The sequence below is a fragment of the Thalassolituus sp. UBA675 genome, from assembly GCF_002297765.1.
Classification (GTDB): Bacteria; Pseudomonadota; Gammaproteobacteria; order Pseudomonadales; family Oceanobacteraceae; genus Thalassolituus.
This window is the reverse complement of the sequence record NZ_DBNJ01000026.1, coordinates 155908-171665: the sequence shown is the minus strand read 5'-3', so window position 1 is coordinate 171665 and position 15758 is coordinate 155908. Positions and strand designations below refer to the sequence as shown.

Genomic DNA, 15758 nt, shown 5'->3' with positions numbered 1-15758 from the left:
CAAAGTTGCAGCCGATGTGAAGCAGAACCTTCAACGAGGCAACGACGAGCCTGCCGTTGCGGCCAGAAGCGTAAGCTCCTCTACGCCTTCCGTCAGCCGAACAGAAGAAGACGACGTACAGGCAAAATTATTCCGGGAAGAGGAAGAAGAAACGCAGACAAAAGTACATCGTGAAGAAGAGGAAGTTCAAACCAAAATTTTCCGGGAAGAAGAGGAAGAAGCAGCTCAACCAAAACTTTTCCGGAACATAGATGAACTCGCTCAGGCAAAGCTGCACCGGCAGGAAGAAGAGGAAGTCGCCCAAACCAGGCTGCAGAGGACTGAAGAGGAACCCGTTCAAGCCAAGTTAATGAGAAAAGAGCAGGACGAACAGAAAGCTGACGATGAAAAAATGGATGAGGTGGAAGCCCGTATCGCTCAGTCACGGGGCAACGGATCTCCCCTACCCGACGAGATCCGTCAGAAAATGGAGCAGCAGTTTGGCAAGGATTTCTCGCGGGTTGTCATTCATACGGACATGCAATCCGACGAGCTTTGCAAAGAGTTGAATGCTCGGGCGTTTGCTATTGGGAATGACATCTACTTTGCTACAGGTGAGTTTAATCCAGATAGTGAACGGGGTCAGGAGTTACTCGCTCATGAGTTAACGCATGTCGTTCAGCAGAACGGAAAAGTTAGTCGTAAAGCAAAAGCAGACGGAGGAGCTGGAACCTACACAAAAGGTAGTGGTGTAATCGTTTTTGATAACATTACTGTACCTTCACCCCACGCAGCTTTCTACCAGAGCAAGGTGCCTCTGATCAGGCATCGTGCTTTTTCACAAGATAACCGAACAACAAAACAACAGCAGACATGGAAGAATGACATTGAAAAGACCGGAAGTATCAGCAAACTTCAGTCGGTACTGAGTTCACACCCTAACGTCGCCAGCTCCTCTCCGCAACAATATATATTTAAGGTGCCCTCACCTCATCAGCAAATCAAAGGAAAGAGTCCAAGATTTGCGATGGGAAATCTTGATGAAGTTGCGAGAGAGCTATCTGTTCCTAGCTGGGACAAAGATGGAAAGAGTGTTAAACCAAAGAGAGGAGACAGGCTTACCTCCTACGATGTTGATCATATTGTCGAGGAACAAGTTGGGTCGGCGTCAGAATCTGGAAAGAAATTTCAGATGAGAGAGGATCTGGATGGTCTGGATAACTTCCAACTTCTTATTGATAGTAAAAATACGGATAAGATGCATGAAGTAAAGAATGCAGTCCGGTCTCAGGTAGATACATTTAAAGAAAACAATACAGAGAAATACCGAAATAAAGAATTCTCAAAATGGAGTACAAATTCTCTTCTCGGCAAGCTGAGTGTTAAATTCAACTCAACAACAGCTGGAGGGAGCCTGTCAATAGACGATAAAGATCGCTGGACCCGCGAGCAAGTGAAAGGTGGCGATCACCTCCAATCGTTAATCGATGCCAACGAGATACAGTACCTGACTGTTGATCAAATGGACGTCAAAGAAAATCATATATGGATATTTAATAGCCCCAGTGGCGGTTATAAAAATGAGGTTCATAAGACTAATACTTCCGGGTGGAAGAATAAATTATTCAAGCCCTTCAGTATTACCAATGTAAACTTCGAAACAGGTGATGCATCGAAAATCGCAACACTGTCTGTCAATGTTCCGGACAGTAATACCAAACTGAAAAAGTTTTCTTCAGATAAAACCATAGACGTTATGAGCCTGAACGGCTCTGATCAGGTAGGTTATCTTCCGATGGAGCGCTGGAGCCAGATAATGAAGCTCCGCAGAGAAAATAAATCGGAAGGTGCAACACCCTCTGAGTCTTCAGATTCTCTGGAGGCGACAGGCTTTAGCCCACTCACACTGGATAGCGTCGATCTCATACCCGATACTGGTTTAGTTATTAAAGGCCAAATACTTCCCACACTCCCTATAATTGGTGAAGCGGATATTGGCTACGAAATTTCTGGGAATGACTTCACCCTATCCAAAACCTTCAATGTCAGCGAAATAAACCTACCTAAGCCGATAGAGATGGAGAGCTGTGACCTTACAATTTCAGCAGGCTCTAGAGGGTTTGCTGCAAGCGGCCGCCTTGACTTTACTGTCGATGCCCTTGGGGCGGGCTATCTTGAAGGAGAAATTGGGTCATCTGGAGGATTGGGCTTAGAGGGTGGATTCGACTTCGATTCTGACCTTTTCGACAGAGCCTCAATAAAAATGTGGTACCGCGAAGGCAAGCTTGGCGGTGAAGGTGAAATAGGAATCGACAAGCCTGACAAAATAAAAGGTATTAAAAGTGCAAATGTTAAAGCCAGCTATGACGATGGCACCTTCTCAGCGACAGGTGAAGTAAAGCCTGCCCTTCCTGCAATTGAACAAGGTACGTTAGAGCTCAATTACTCAGAGGAAGAAGGGCTGGATATTTCTGGCGAAGTTCAGATAGCAAAAAGCCCGGGTATCCGATCAGGAAAAGTGAACCTGAGGCTACGTAAGCAGGACGAAAACTGGAAAGTCAGTGGCGAAGGTACGGCGCAGCCTGATATCCCGGGAATTGATTCAGAACTGACTGTCGGCTACGAAGACGGTGGATTTGTTGCGGAGTTCAGCGGTGGCTTCGAGCGAGGCATGCTCTCCGGAGACGTTACTGTAGGTGTGAGTAACCGGGCTGTCGGTGAAGACGGCAAGCCCAGCGGTGACCCACTGCCCGGCGGCGAACTATTGGTGTACGGCTCGGGGTCAGCCACGATACAGATTGCACCATGGCTACAAGGAACCGCCGGAGTAAAATTTGACCCTAACGGTGAGGTAACCGTCTCAGGTGAAATTGGTATTCCGGATGAGCTGGAAATTTTCGCCCGAAAAGAGATCAATAAAACGATTTTTCAGGTTGCAGTTCAGGTACCTATTATTCCAGGCATTGTCGCAGAAGTTGGCGGTGGCCTTTCCGCCATTGCCGGTATCGGACCGGGCGTTATTGACGAGCTCAAGATTGGCATCGAATACAACCCGGCCCGGGAACAAGACACGAAAGTCACCGGCGATGCTCACCTCAAAGTACCTGCCGATGCAGGGTTACGCTTATCGGTCAGAGCTGGCATCGGCCTGGGTATTACAGGTGCGAGCGCGACGGGTGGCTTAGATATCGGTGGAACGTTAGGCATATCAGGCGCGGCTACGGCAGGTGTGCACATTGACTGGACGCCCGCTACCGGCTTGGACCTGACAGCCGATCTCGAAGTTTATGCTCAACCTAGCTTTACCTTTGATATCGGCGGTTACGTCAGTGTGAAGGTCTTCGGGTGGAGCGTCTACGATGACCGCTTTGAATTCGCCTCTTATACATTCGGCTCTGATTATCGCTTTGGCATAAAACTCCCAGTACATTACAAAGAAGGCGAGCCGTTCGATATATCCACCGATGACATCGAATTTGAGATACCAGATATTAGTACCAACGACCTGCTTAAGGGTCTGATTTCGAGGATTACCTAATGACCCTTGCTGACCATCTACAACAAGGCGTTTTAGCGCTTTCACAAGGTAACGTTACTGCAGCGGAAAACCACTTCCGGGCCGCGGTCGATATAGACCCGGACAATGCCAACGCTCATAACAATCTGGGTTTTGCGCTTGCACAGCAACAACAGTGGCAACCCGCACTCATTCATCTTCGTTCGGCACTTTCACTCGACCCGGATTCGTCCATGGCGCACTGTAATATCGGCCAGGTTCTGATCGCAACAGGCGACACCAATACCGGTATGACACACATTGAGACTGCTGTTCAGAAGAACCCTGAGAATGCTATTGCCTGGGATGCCCTCGCCCGCTTCCGGGTGCTGGCTGCAGATTTCACTACCGCTGAATACGCCGCCCAGAGAGCTATTGGTATTGCACCCGAAGAAAGTAGCTTCTATGTTCGCCTTGGCATTACCCAGGCCGCTCAGAGACGATTCAAAGACGCTCTCTCCCAGTACCAGAAAGCGCTGGAGTTGAATCCGTCGAATTCAGAGGCGTGGGCCCAGGCCGGCATCACCAGCTTTATGATGAACAATATTGGTGATGCAAAAGAAGCACTACAGAGGGCACTCGCACTGAATTCCTCGGATACCAATGCACGGCGCCATCTGGCGCTGGCTACACTGACTCAAGGCGATAAGGGAGCGGCCATCGAGCATTTCCAGATCATTCTCGGGCAAACACCAGATGACCAGAGTGCGATACTCGAACTGGCCGTTCTGTATATCTCCGAATACCTTGATTCAGAAGCTCGTGATTTACTCAACAGGCTGACGGAGGCATCAAAACAAAGCCCACGATGCCGTTATTACCATGGCCTTTTGTTACGAAGGGAAGGTTTCACGGAAGAGTCGGTAGAAGTATTGAACGCCCTGGCTCAGGAGGATAACGATTACGCGATTCGTGCGGCCAGACTGACAGAAACTGTGCACTGAGTGCGCAGTTTCATACGCTCACCACGAATAAAACGGCTCAATATCAGTATTGATACGAAGGTTTCTTAGAATTTGGAAATCAGATTTCTCGAACGAGAAAGAAAAGGTGGTGGGTCGTGCTGGATTCGAACCAGCGACCAATTGGTTAAAAGCCAACTGCTCTACCAACTGAGCTAACGACCCCCAGTTGCTGCTGCATTCTACAGAACGCTTTGAAAATGTCAACAATTTCAGCAACTTAACTCCTTCAACCCACCTGACGTGTGGAGGTGGTGGGTCGTGCTGGATTCGAACCAGCGACCAATTGGTTAAAAGCCAACTGCTCTACCAACTGAGCTAACGACCCGAAGGAGCCGCGTATATTACTGATATTTTCGCGGCTGGCAACCCTTTTTCTGAAAAAAGTTTCAGATTCAGTAACTTAGACCCTGAAAGCCCGCGTTACTGAACCTGGATCCCTTTGAATGGATGCAGTGACCGCATTATTCAGAGGTGCCTTGCATTTTCTTCAGGTAGGCCTGCGCCAGAGAGACAGTACTGTCGCTCTTGCCAGAGTACTTACTGATGACTTCCTGCAACAGCGCCTTGCTCTCTGCCTTCTTACCTGATTTATCAAGCACCACAGCGAGCTTGTATGAAGCATCCGCGGCTTTCGAGTGATCACTGTGATCCTCTTTCACGGTTCGGAAGCGCGCCTCCGCAACGTCGAGCTTACCCTCAACCATGCTGACTTCGCCTGCCCAGTAAATTGCATTTACTGCGAGTGCATCGCCGGCGTAGTTTTCAGCAAAGCTATCGAAGGCCGCACGTGCTTCTGCAAACTTTTTATCCCGCACAAGCTGCATCGCGGACTTATAGGCCTCTCCTGCAGGAGGGAGAGCCTCGCCATCATTGTTATCAGCTTCTGTCTGAGACACTTCCTGGCTATTAACCGCTGGCGGAGCCAGAGTTAATGCAGAGATTCGACTATCAAGGTCAAGGTAGCGATCTTGCTGCGACGCTTCCATTCGCCTTACTTTGGCCTGCTGCTCTTCGAGCTGGCCGCGCAAGGAGGCAATTTCCGTCTTCATCTGCTCCACCTGGAGCATCAGTTCGGTAAGAAGGTCTCCACCAGGGTTGGCGGATGGGGCAAGGATCGGAGATTGATCGGGAGTAACGACGGGTTCAGAACTGGCCGGGGCAACCACTTGGGTTGACCCGACCGATACCCAGCCGTCATCTGAAAGCGCGCTGACAGACGAGGCTGCCAGCGCCAGAGTAACGACAAGCCGCTTCATTAACGGCTCTGGTATTTAACTTCTACGCGACGGTTCTTAGCGTATGCAGAGCTGGTGCTACCAGTAACTGCTGGCTTCTCTTCACCAAAGCTAACAACTTTGATCTGGCTTGAAGAAGCACCTTTCGCCATCAGGAACTGACGAACAGCGATTGCACGACGCTCACCCAGAGCCAGGTTGTATTCAGGAGTACCGCGCTCATCAGCGTGGCCTTCCAGAACAATACGAGCGCTTGAGTTAGACGCCAGGTATGCAGCGTGTGCACTCAGAGCGGCTTTACCAGACTCTTTGATGCTTGACTGGTCAAAGTCAAAGTAGAAAACAGTGATGTCCAGCAGAGCCTGCTGAGCCGCTTTCTCAGCGTCTGACATCATTTGTTCACCCTGCAGTGACGCAGACTCAACACCAGTAGTAGCGCTATCAGCTGCTTCGTTTGCCTGCTGTTCGGTAGCAGTCGTTGCAGCGCCTGCACCCTCTTCCAGGTCACCATTGTTGGCACATGCAGTTACCAGAAGTGCGCCGAAGGCGATACCCAGTGCTTTGTACAGTGCTGTTTTTTGCATAGTTGCTTCTTCCCAATTGTGGTTAGTAGTTCAGATTAATTCAGTATCGGAGACCAGGCCGGTTCGCGTACGTCTCCGAATCTGGATGGCAGCCGGAATTTTACTTCCCCATCCACCGATACTGCCGCCAGAATACTTCGTTCTTTCTCAGTTGCCGCATAAATTACCATACTTCCGTTGGGGGCAACACTAGGCGATTCGTCCAAATTCGTGTCCCGGGTCAGTATTCTTACCCGGCCACTTTCCATGTCCTGCGAAGCGATATGAAACTGGTCTCCGTTACCGTGTACATAGACCATTTTGCGGCCATCTGCGGTCATTCTCGCTCTGGCATTGTACCGACCTTCGAAGGTGACCCGCTCTACCGAGCCATCGACAGTGTCCAGTTTGTAAATCTGCGGCCCACCCGCCCGGCTGGAGGTAAACAGAATATGGCGATTATCCGTCATCCACTGTGGTTCAGTATCAATGCCATAGTGTTTGGTAATTCTTTCCGCCTTACGGGTGTTCAGATCCATCACGTAAATATCCGGGTTACCCAACCTTGAGTGTACAAAGGCCAATTTGGTTCCATCGGATGAGAAAGATGGCGCACTATTTGATCCATCCCATGCTACGACCTTTTCGCGTTTCCCGGTTGCCAGCTCCTGGAAGAAGATTTCGCTCTGTCCATTTTCAAATGAAACGTACGCTACTTTTTTGCCGTCAGGAGACCAGGTCGGCGACAGGATAGGTTCGTCTGAACGGAAGATAAGCTGCTCCCGGGCACCGTCTGCGTCGGCAAAGTTCAGGTTAAAACGTGAACGCTCCCGGTTAGTGGTGACGTAAACCATCTTGGTCGAAAATACTCCCGGGATACCAGTCAGCTGCCCGAAAATATGATCGCTGATGTAATGCGCAAGATCCCGAAGCTGAGTCGCCTTCCCTTTAACACGGTGATGAATCAGAGTTCGCTGCTGATGAACGTCCAGCACCTGAAATTCGACAGCGTACCCACCTTCTGCAGAACTTATCTGGCCAACCACCAGATAATCCTGTTTCAGCCGCTGCCAGTCGACGTAATTTACGTCCTGCGGAGTATGAGGCGTCGCCAGCATAAGAGAGCGATCCAGCGTGCGGAAATACCCCGAGCTTCCGAGGTCACTATTCACTATACCGCTGATGTCTTCTGGCAGTTCCAGTGCTCCGTTCCATTCAAAAGGCACAACAGAAATCGGCAAAGCGCTTTGTCTGCCCTGCGTTACTTCAATCACTAATTCTGCGTGTGCGACCTGGCCCAATACCAGCGCCAGTACAAATAATACTCGTGTTACCAAGAGGCATTCTCCGGTCTGAATTTCATGGTTAAGCGTCGGAAGTTTTGCTCAAACACCCGAATATCGTCAGGCACAGGAAGCGGCGACGCTTTCAGAATCGCCTGCTCTACCGAACGGTCCAGTGCATCATTACCACTGCTACGCGTTACGTTGGCGGAAATAACTTCACCGGTTGGCACCATAACAAGACGTACTTCAACTTCCAGTTCGGCACTGACATTCGGTGGATAGTTCCAGACGGACGCTACTTGTGCGCGAATAAGATCCTGATACTCCGCCGTCATCTGGGCCGCTTTTTCTGCCGCTTCGGCAGCGCGCGCAGCCTCTTCCTGTCGGCGTATTTCCGCCTCTGCCTGCTCAAGTGCCATTTGTTCCATCAATGCTTGTTCAGCTGCAGCCTGCTCCCGCGCCGCTTTTTCGGCAGCAGCCTTCTCAGCAGCGGCTTTTTCTGCGGCCGCCTTTTCGCGTGCTGCTTTTTCTTTCGCAGCCTTCTCTTTGGCCGCTTTTTCTTTCGCTAACTTTTCCGCTGCAGCTTTTTCTTTAGCTGCCTTCTCTTCAGCAGCTTTCTGGCGCGCTCTTCGTTCGGCTTCAGCTTTCTCTTTTGCAGCCTTGTCAGCCGTAGCTTTATCCCGAGCGGCTTTTTCTTTCGCTGCTTTTTCGCGGGCAGCCTTCTCTCGCGCTGCTTTCTCGCGCGCGAGTTTTTGCTGCCGCAGACGTTCAGCTTCACGCTGGCGCTGCAGATCTCGCTCTTTTGCCGCCTTGTTCTCTTCCTGAACAACTTTCGCAATCATGTGCGGTGGAACAGGCTCAGACATCACCGGCTTATCACGTTGCCACTCGCTCACCAGCAGGATAACGGCGACCAGGTGAATGACTACGGCACCTACAACTGGCAGGGTATAACTGCCGGGCTCGCGCCAATTCATATCAGGGGCGAGCCTCCGGGTCTGGCGCTTCGGTGACAAGGCCGACGTTGGTAATTCCTGCCCCCTGAAGGTTCCCCATCAGCAGCACTACCTTACCGTAAGGCACAGACTCATCACCGCGAATCATGTAGCGAGTGTCCGGCTGAGCTTTCAGTAACTTTCCTGCGTAATCCGTCACACCAGTCAGAGACATTGGTTCTGGCTCTTCTTCCCCACGCTCGACGTAATAAAGACCATCTGAACTGACCGAGATCATTAGCGTCGTGTCGTCCGGATCAATTTCGGTCGGCGTAGAGTCAACATCAGGCAGGTTTACTGGCACAGATTGCACCAGCATGGGCGCAGTCACCATAAAAATAATGAGAAGAACCAGCATCACGTCGATGTAAGGAACAACGTTGATCTCCGCCATCGGGCGGCGTTTCGTCATTTGCTGCTGAAGCGGTTCCATCAGAGAGCCTCCGCTCCAGCACGCTGACTCTGACTTACCTTGTGTGCCTGGCGATACAGCAGTGCACTGAATTCATCGGCAAAAGTGACGAGAGCCGTCTGGAACTTCTCGGTTTTAACGACGTAACGGTTATAGAAAATTACCGCAGGAATCGCCGCCAGCAGACCCATAGCCGTAGCGACCAGAGCTTCAGAAATACCCGGTGCTACCGTTGCAATCGTTGCTTGCTTCACACTGGCTAAGCCCTGGAAGGAGTGCATAATGCCCCATACCGTACCGAACAGACCAACGTACGGGCTGGTCGAGCCAATGGTTGCCAACATTGGCAGGTGATTTTCCAGCTCTTCGGTTTCCCGGGTAATCGCGATGCGCATAGCACGCTGAACACCCGCCATCATGGCCTCAGGGTCCCCCGGGCTCTGCTGACGCATTTTTCCGAATTCTTTCAGGCCGGCCATAAAGACTTTTTCAGCGGAAGAATTTTCTGGCTGCTGCTGGCACTCACGATAGAGGTCATTGAGGTCAATACCTGACCAGAAACGCTCTTCAAACTGACGCATAGATTGCTCAGTGGCAGAGATCAAGCGACCGCGTTGAATAATAATGACCCAACTTAATACTGACGCTGCCACCAGCATCAGCATCACCAGCTGTACTACAAAACTCGCATTTAAAATCAGATGCGTAATTGAAACCGACTCGTTCACTTTGGCTCCGTTAGGTTTTCATCAGGGCAACGATATCAGCAGGTATTGCTGCAGGCCGCCCTTCGTTGTTAATACACGCGACACGCACCTGCGCATCGACTAAAAGTTCTTCGGTTCGCTCTTCCGTTTTTTCCGCTGATTCAGACCGCCGGATCACCGTCTGGTTCAACGTCATCCCGGCTTTCGTTATTTCAGCTAAGTCTGTTGTCGCGACTATCTGGTCATCTAATACGGCTGCTTTGCGATATCGGATGTTGAGATCCCGAACAACAAAACGGACTCCCGCCTGCATCAGAGCTTGCTGCTCGAAACCGAATGAGCGCAGCCATTCACTTCGGGCACGCTCCATATAGCGCAGGTAGTTGGCGTAAAACACGATACCACCGGCGTCCGTATCTTCGATATAGACTCTAAGCGGCCATTCAAACGCCATCGTTATCCGTTCCGAAACGTGCTGGCAGATCAATCCCGAAATGGAGATAAGCGAGCTTTGTCGCCGTTCGCCCACGAGGCGTACGGGTGATGTAGCCCTGCTGCATCAGGTATGGCTCAAGCACATCTTCGATGGTATCCCGCTCTTCACCAATAGACGCTGCAAGGCTTTCTACCCCTGCCGGACCACCGTCGTATTTTTCCATTAGCGTCAGCAGCAGACGGCGATCCATGTGATCGAAACCCTGCGCATCAACGTTCAGCATGTTCAGGGCGAGGTCTGCGACTTCTTTGGTCACACGTCCGTCCGCTTTGACCTGAGCGTAGTCACGCACACGACGCAGCAAACGGTTCGCAATACGGGGGGTGCCACGCGCCCGGCGGGCGACTTCCTGCGCGCCTTCTTCTTCGACCTCCAGCTCCATCAGACGCCCGGAGCGGCTGACGATGCTCGACAGGTCATGAATGTTATAAAACTCCAGGCGCTGCACAATACCGAAACGATCTCTCAATGGTGAGGTCAGCAAACCTGCTCTTGTAGTCGCCCCGACTAGGGTGAACGGAGGCAATTCAATCTTCATTGATCGTGCAGCCGGGCCCTCACCCACCATGATATCAAGCTGATAATCTTCCATAGCGGGATAGAGCACTTCTTCGACCGCCGGACTCATGCGATGAATTTCATCGATAAACAGCACGTCGCCCTCTTCGAGGCTGGTCAGAATCGCCGCCAGATCGCCTGCTCGCTCAAGTACCGGACCGGATGTCGACTTGATCTGAACACCCATCTCTTCGGCGATAATGTTAGCGAGGGTCGTTTTACCCAGCCCCGGCGGCCCAAACACCAGAGTATGATCCAGTGCTTCACCACGACCTTTGGCCGCCCCGATAAATATCTCCATCTGCTCCCGCACGTGCGGCTGACCAATGTAGTCATCCAGCATACGAGGCCGGATAGCGCGATCCTGCTTTTCTTCACCAAGCTGCGGTGTCGGTGCAATAAAGCGATCTGTTTCTATCATTTGCCACCCATGGTGTTACGCAGAGCAATACGGATCATTTCTTCGGGGGTGCTGCACTGATCCGCCACTTTCATCAACATTTTTGACGCTTCCTGCGGCTTGTAGCCGAGGGCAACCAACGCACCTTCCGCTTCAGCGAACGCTTGCTCCTGAGTATTTTTCTCCGCCTGATCGGCAGCAGCCCAGAGAGGTGCTGGGGCCTGCCATTCTTTCAGACGGTCACGCATTTCTACAATCAGGCGTTCGGCAGTCTTTTTACCCACGCCGGGTAAACGCGTCAGGGATTTAACATCTTCATTGTGAACACAGTTAGCGAAGGCATTCACATCCATACCAGACAGAATGGCCAGCGCCAGCTTGGGCCCAACACCACTGACCTTAATCAGCGTACGGAATAAAGTACGCTGCCCTTTATCACTGAAACCGTAGAGCTGATGCGCATCTTCGCGAATGGCGAGGTGGGTATAGAGAGTAATGGGCTCTCCAATGGAGCCAAGGACCGCGAATGTGGACAAAGGTGCCTGCACCTCGTATCCGACGCCCTGAACATCAATAAGTAATTCCGGGGCCTGCTTTTCGAGGATGAAGCCTTGCAGTCGACCAATCATGTATGAATTTCGCTTGTGTGCTGTATAAATTAACCGGCATAGACTACCAGCAAAATACAGTGCTGCTCAATCAGGAAGCGCGGCCACGACGATAGGTTTTTAAGCCAGCACGGCTGATCAGGCTGGCGTTGGTGTGCGCATGACAAAGCGCAATGGCAAGTGCGTCGGCGGCATCCGCCTGTGGTAGCCCCGGCAGCTTAAGCAGACGCTGGACCATGTGCTGAACCTGCTCTTTTCCTGCGCCACCGGTTCCGACCACCGCCTGTTTAATAGTGCGAGGAGCATATTCGTGCACAGGCAAGGACGCCAGCTGAGCAGCCAGAATCGCAACGCCGCGAGCCTGGCCGAGCTTGAGCGCTGAGTCAGCATTTTTCCCCATGAATACCTGCTCAATGGCAAATTCCTGAGGGCAATATTGCTGGATCAGCTCGGAGACGCTCTTGTATATGGTTTCGAGCCGCTCAGGCAGCTCGCCGGTGCCTGCGCGAATGCAGCCGCTGGCAATGTATTCGATTTTACGACCGCCAACCGAATTAATCAGACCAAAGCCTGTAATACGCGAACCAGGGTCAATACCGAGAATAATCACTAGTAAGGATCAGTTCGCTGCGTTCTCAAACACCCATTGCTGACCAGAATCTTTATTCTCGACGGTCAGACGCTGCCAGTCTTCGGGTAGGGTCACACGGGTGCATGGGCTTGTGATCATCTGCGCCAGTATTGCGCCCTCTTTTGGGCCGGAGACCTGATAAGCAATACGAATGCTGTCGCCTTTCCGGCTTTGCTCATTCAATTGAACGGCATAGCCCGGAGTCGGTTTTTCACCAGCCCCAATGGTGAGTACGTCATCCACCACGGTGACACTTGGAATTGATCCACAATGCAGGTCTGTACTTGCAGCCAGGTCGAGTTGCGAAGTCGTACCGGCACAGGCTGACAGTACGGCTGCAGACGCAGCCACCAACAAAGAGGAAAATAAACGTACGCTCAACATCATGAATCCCTATAAAAAAGCCGATACCCAGAATAGATATCGGCAAGTATACAGGCCGCTCCCTGGCCTGTCAGGGGACACAAAGCACCGCGGTGCTGGTTAGCGTCAGGACTTGTCAGGCTTTTACGACCTCAGCGATCAGCCTTCTCGTGCGGAGAATATAAATTCATCATTCTCTACATCCGCGACAATGGTGCTGCCCGGCATAAAGCGCCCCGACAGAATATCCTGTGCTAATGGGTTCTCTATCCAGCGCTGGATCGCACGTTTCAGAGGACGCGCACCAAATACCGGATCGTAGCCCACATCCACCAACTTACTGGTAGCAGCATCCGTCAGCTCCAGAGACAGATCGCGCTCGCGTAAGCGCTCATGCAGCATGTGCAGCTGAATGTCCGCAATGCCGCGGATCTGATCTTTCTCCAGCGGATGGAAAACCACAGCTTCATCAATGCGGTTGATGAATTCCGGACGGAAGTGGCTGCCCACGACTTCCATCACCGCATCGCGCATCGTTTCATAATCGCTGCTGCTCTCTGAGGCCATGGTCTGAATCAGATCCGAGCCCAGGTTCGACGTCATCACCAGTACGGTGTTTTTGAAGTCGACACGTCTGCCCTGACCGTCAGTCAGCTGTCCATCGTCCAGTACCTGAAGCAGGATATTGAAGACGTCCGGGTGCGCCTTCTCGACTTCGTCCAGCAGGATGACCGAGTAGGGTTTGCGACGCACGGCTTCGGTCAGGTAACCGCCTTCTTCGTAGCCAACATAGCCCGGAGGCGCGCCGATTAAGCGGGCTACCGAGTGCTTCTCCATGTATTCCGACATATCAATACGGATCATGGCGTCACGACTGTCGAACAGAAAACCGGCCAGCGCTTTACACAGCTCGGTTTTACCGACCCCGGTTGGCCCAAGAAACAGGAATGAGCCGTTCGGACGATTCGGGTCAGAAAGCCCCGCACGAGAGCGCCGCACCGCATTCGAGACCGCCGAGATCGCCTGATCCTGACCAACCACAGAATCGTGCAGCACGTCTTCCATGCGCAACAGCTTCTCGCGCTCGCCTTCCAGCATTTTGGTCACGGGCACGCCGGTCCACTTAGAGACCACTTCGGCGATTTCATCTTCCGTCACTTTGTTACGCAGTAGCGTAAACTCCTGCGTACCTGTGGTTTCGGCTTCATTAGCCGAGGCCACCTGTTTTTCCAGCTCTGGAATACGTCCATACTGAAGCTCTGACATTTTCTGCAGATCACCTGAACGACGCGCGGCATCCAACTCCAGTTTGGCCTGCTCGAGTTCTTCTTTTGCCTTACTGGCACCTTCGAGCAGAGCTTTCTCTTTCTTCCAGACTTCTTCGAGTTCAACGTACGCCTGACCGGCTTTGTTGATTTCTTCGTTCAGGTCGCTGAGTCGCTTACGAGCGGCATCGTCTTTTTCTTTGCGCAGGGCTTCACGCTCGATTTTCAGTTGAATCAGACGACGTTCAAGACGATCCATTTCCTGAGGCTTGGAGTCGATCTCCATGCGGATGACCGACGCAGCTTCGTCCACCAGATCAATCGCCTTATCCGGCAGACGTCGGTCAGCGATATAACGCTGCGACAGTTTAGCCGCCGAGACGATGGCACTGTCGGTAATTTCGACACCGTGGTGAACTTCATAGCGCTCTTTAAGGCCACGCAGAATGGCAATCGAATCCTCAACGCTGGGCTCATCCACCAGCACTTTCTGGAAACGACGCTCGAGCGCAGCATCTTTTTCAATAAACTCGCGATACTCGTCAAGCGTGGTCGCACCGACACAGTGCAACTCACCGCGTGCCAGTGCCGGCTTGAGCATGTTGCCCGCGTCCATCGCACCGTCGCTTTTGCCAGCGCCGACCATAGTATGTAGCTCGTCGATGAAGAGAATGATCTGCCCTTCTTCTTTCGAGACGTCTTTCAGAACGGCTTTGAGACGTTCTTCAAATTCGCCACGGTATTTTGCACCGGCGAGCAAGGCGCCCATGTCCAGCGACAGAATACGCTTATTCTTCAGGTTTTCTGGCACTTCACCATTGATGATGCGCTGCGCCAGCCCCTCGACCACGGCGGTTTTACCCACACCTGGAGGGCCAATCAGCACCGGATTGTTTTTAGTACGACGCTGCAACACCTGAATAGTGCGACGGATCTCTTCGTCACGGCCAATCACAGGATCGAGCTTGCCAGCTTCTGCACGCTCGGTCAGGTCGACACAATACTTGCTCAGCGCCTGTCGGCTGTCTTCTGCGTTAGCGTCGGTCACTTTTTCTCCACCACGCATATCTTTGATTGCTTTCTCAGCGTTTTCGCGGGTAACGCCCGCTTCTTTTAAGGCCTGACCTGAAGGGCCACGCTCATCCAGTGCCACCAGTAGAAAAATCTCGCTGGAGACAAACTGATCGCCGCCCTTCTGGGCTTCTTTATCGGCGAGATTCAGTAAGCGGCCCAGCTCGGGGGCCAGCTGCACATTGCCATCCGGCGAGCTGACTTTGGGCTGATCACTGAGAATGGCACGTAAGCGCCCTTCGAGGTTACTGACGTTTGCTCCACAACGACGCAAAACGTCTTTTACCGAACTGTCGGTCTGCTCGAACAACGCCAGGAGCACGTGCACTGTGTCAATCTGATTATGATCCTGACCAAGCGCGATACTCTGACTCTCAGCCAGGGCGTTCTGAAGGCTTGTTGTTAAACGGTCCATACGCATCGTTTCGTTCTCCTGCTCATGGTTAGCGCGCTCCCGGTGAGGGCTGGCGAGCTAACCGAGTTTCAATTTCGATTTAAATCTCTGGGCAACTATCTATTCAGCTATTTGGCTATTTGGCTATCTATGTCGCTGCCTGTTTAAGTGTCTGGTCTGCAGTCTATATGGCGATAAATTAATAAATTTCAACAACTACAAATATAACTTTAGTAAAATTCATTTTTAATTCATTGATACAGCGCAAGCTTAC

At 51.8% G+C, this 15758-nt stretch carries 14 protein-coding genes and 2 tRNA genes; 2 read left to right on the top strand and 14 right to left on the bottom strand.

Going from position 1 to position 15758, the window contains the following annotated elements:
• Positions 1 to 16: 16 nt before the first annotated feature.
• Together B3007_RS11500 and B3007_RS11495 are read left to right on the top strand one after the other, a co-directional pair.
• Positions 17 to 3517, top strand: a complete 3501-nt coding sequence (locus B3007_RS11500; protein WP_301377451.1) for a DUF4157 domain-containing protein — start codon at positions 17 to 19, stop codon at positions 3515 to 3517.
• Positions 3517 to 4479, top strand: a complete 963-nt coding sequence (locus tag B3007_RS11495) for a tetratricopeptide repeat protein (protein ID WP_301377453.1) — start codon at positions 3517 to 3519, stop codon at positions 4477 to 4479. Before B3007_RS11500 ends, B3007_RS11495 begins: the two co-directional genes overlap by 1 nt.
• Positions 4480 to 4586: 107 nt before the next feature.
• Here the strand turns inward: B3007_RS11495 and B3007_RS11490 are convergent.
• The 14 genes from B3007_RS11490 to clpB form a co-directional block, all read right to left on the bottom strand.
• A tRNA-Lys gene (locus B3007_RS11490) sits at positions 4587 to 4662 on the bottom strand.
• A gap of 87 nt (positions 4663 to 4749) precedes the next feature.
• A tRNA-Lys gene (locus tag B3007_RS11485) sits at positions 4750 to 4825 on the bottom strand.
• Between the two features lie 136 nt (positions 4826 to 4961).
• Positions 4962 to 5756: a tol-pal system protein YbgF gene (ybgF, locus tag B3007_RS11480; RefSeq protein WP_301377454.1), complete on the bottom strand. Its 795-nt coding sequence runs from the start codon at positions 5754 to 5756 to the stop codon at positions 4962 to 4964.
• Positions 5756 to 6319, bottom strand: a complete 564-nt coding sequence (pal, locus tag B3007_RS11475; RefSeq protein ID WP_068434591.1) for a peptidoglycan-associated lipoprotein Pal — start codon at positions 6317 to 6319, stop codon at positions 5756 to 5758. The genes ybgF and pal overlap by 1 nt, the downstream gene beginning before the upstream one ends.
• A 35-nt stretch (positions 6320 to 6354) precedes the next feature.
• Positions 6355 to 7635: a Tol-Pal system beta propeller repeat protein TolB gene (gene tolB / locus B3007_RS11470; RefSeq protein ID WP_301377455.1), complete on the bottom strand. Its 1281-nt coding sequence runs from the start codon at positions 7633 to 7635 to the stop codon at positions 6355 to 6357.
• The gene (tolA, locus tag B3007_RS11465; protein WP_301377457.1) at positions 7629 to 8561 is read right to left on the bottom strand and encodes a cell envelope integrity protein TolA; all 933 of its coding nucleotides are present in this window, start codon (positions 8559 to 8561) and stop codon (positions 7629 to 7631) included. The genes tolB and tolA overlap by 7 nt, the downstream gene beginning before the upstream one ends.
• 1 nt (position 8562) lies before the next feature.
• On the bottom strand, positions 8563 to 9012 hold the full coding sequence (tolR, locus tag B3007_RS11460; RefSeq protein ID WP_068434582.1) for a protein TolR: 450 nt from the start codon (positions 9010 to 9012) through the stop codon (positions 8563 to 8565).
• Entirely contained in the window at positions 9012 to 9719 is a 708-nt protein-coding gene (tolQ, locus tag B3007_RS11455; RefSeq protein WP_068434579.1) for a protein TolQ, read from the bottom strand. The genes tolR and tolQ overlap by 1 nt, the downstream gene beginning before the upstream one ends.
• A gap of 10 nt (positions 9720 to 9729) precedes the next feature.
• Positions 9730 to 10152, bottom strand: coding sequence for a tol-pal system-associated acyl-CoA thioesterase (ybgC, locus tag B3007_RS11450; protein ID WP_301377458.1), 423 nt, complete (start codon positions 10150 to 10152; stop codon positions 9730 to 9732).
• Positions 10142 to 11173 (bottom strand): Holliday junction branch migration DNA helicase RuvB, encoded by a 1032-nt coding sequence (gene ruvB / locus B3007_RS11445; protein ID WP_301377460.1) that lies wholly within the window; start codon positions 11171 to 11173, stop codon positions 10142 to 10144. The genes ybgC and ruvB overlap by 11 nt, the downstream gene beginning before the upstream one ends.
• Positions 11170 to 11781 carry a Holliday junction branch migration protein RuvA gene (ruvA, locus tag B3007_RS11440; protein WP_068434570.1) on the bottom strand — a complete coding sequence of 204 codons (612 nt, stop codon included), beginning with the start codon at positions 11779 to 11781 and terminating at the stop codon, positions 11170 to 11172. Before ruvA ends, ruvB begins: the two co-directional genes overlap by 4 nt.
• A 70-nt stretch (positions 11782 to 11851) precedes the next feature.
• Positions 11852 to 12370 carry a crossover junction endodeoxyribonuclease RuvC gene (ruvC, locus tag B3007_RS11435; RefSeq protein WP_068434567.1) on the bottom strand — a complete coding sequence of 173 codons (519 nt, stop codon included), beginning with the start codon at positions 12368 to 12370 and terminating at the stop codon, positions 11852 to 11854.
• A 9-nt stretch (positions 12371 to 12379) separates the two neighbouring features.
• On the bottom strand, positions 12380 to 12775 hold the full coding sequence (locus tag B3007_RS11430) for a protease complex subunit PrcB family protein (RefSeq protein WP_297532098.1): 396 nt from the start codon (positions 12773 to 12775) through the stop codon (positions 12380 to 12382).
• 138 nt (positions 12776 to 12913) lie between these two features.
• Positions 12914 to 15511: an ATP-dependent chaperone ClpB gene (gene clpB / locus B3007_RS11425; protein ID WP_301377463.1), complete on the bottom strand. Its 2598-nt coding sequence runs from the start codon at positions 15509 to 15511 to the stop codon at positions 12914 to 12916.
• Positions 15512 to 15758 lie beyond the last annotated feature (247 nt).

Bases quoted from the DNA above. Each gene is read 5' to 3' on its own strand.
- B3007_RS11495 (WP_301377453.1), top strand. From the start codon at position 3,517: ATGACCCTTGCTGACCATCTACAACAAGGCGTTTTAGCGCTTTCACAA.
- ybgF (WP_301377454.1), bottom strand. From the start codon at position 5,756: ATGAAGCGGCTTGTCGTTACTCTGGCGCTGGCAGCCTCGTCTGTCAGC.
- pal (WP_068434591.1), bottom strand. From the start codon at position 6,319: ATGCAAAAAACAGCACTGTACAAAGCACTGGGTATCGCCTTCGGCGCA.
- tolA (WP_301377457.1), bottom strand. From the start codon at position 8,561: ATGAATTGGCGCGAGCCCGGCAGTTATACCCTGCCAGTTGTAGGTGCC.
- tolR (WP_068434582.1), bottom strand. From the start codon at position 9,012: ATGGAACCGCTTCAGCAGCAAATGACGAAACGCCGCCCGATGGCGGAG.
- ybgC (WP_301377458.1), bottom strand. From the start codon at position 10,152: ATGGCGTTTGAATGGCCGCTTAGAGTCTATATCGAAGATACGGACGCC.
- ruvB (WP_301377460.1), bottom strand. From the start codon at position 11,173: ATGATAGAAACAGATCGCTTTATTGCACCGACACCGCAGCTTGGTGAA.
- ruvA (WP_068434570.1), bottom strand. From the start codon at position 11,781: ATGATTGGTCGACTGCAAGGCTTCATCCTCGAAAAGCAGGCCCCGGAA.
- B3007_RS11430 (WP_297532098.1), bottom strand. From the start codon at position 12,775: ATGTTGAGCGTACGTTTATTTTCCTCTTTGTTGGTGGCTGCGTCTGCA.
- clpB (WP_301377463.1), bottom strand. From the start codon at position 15,511: ATGCGTATGGACCGTTTAACAACAAGCCTTCAGAACGCCCTGGCTGAG.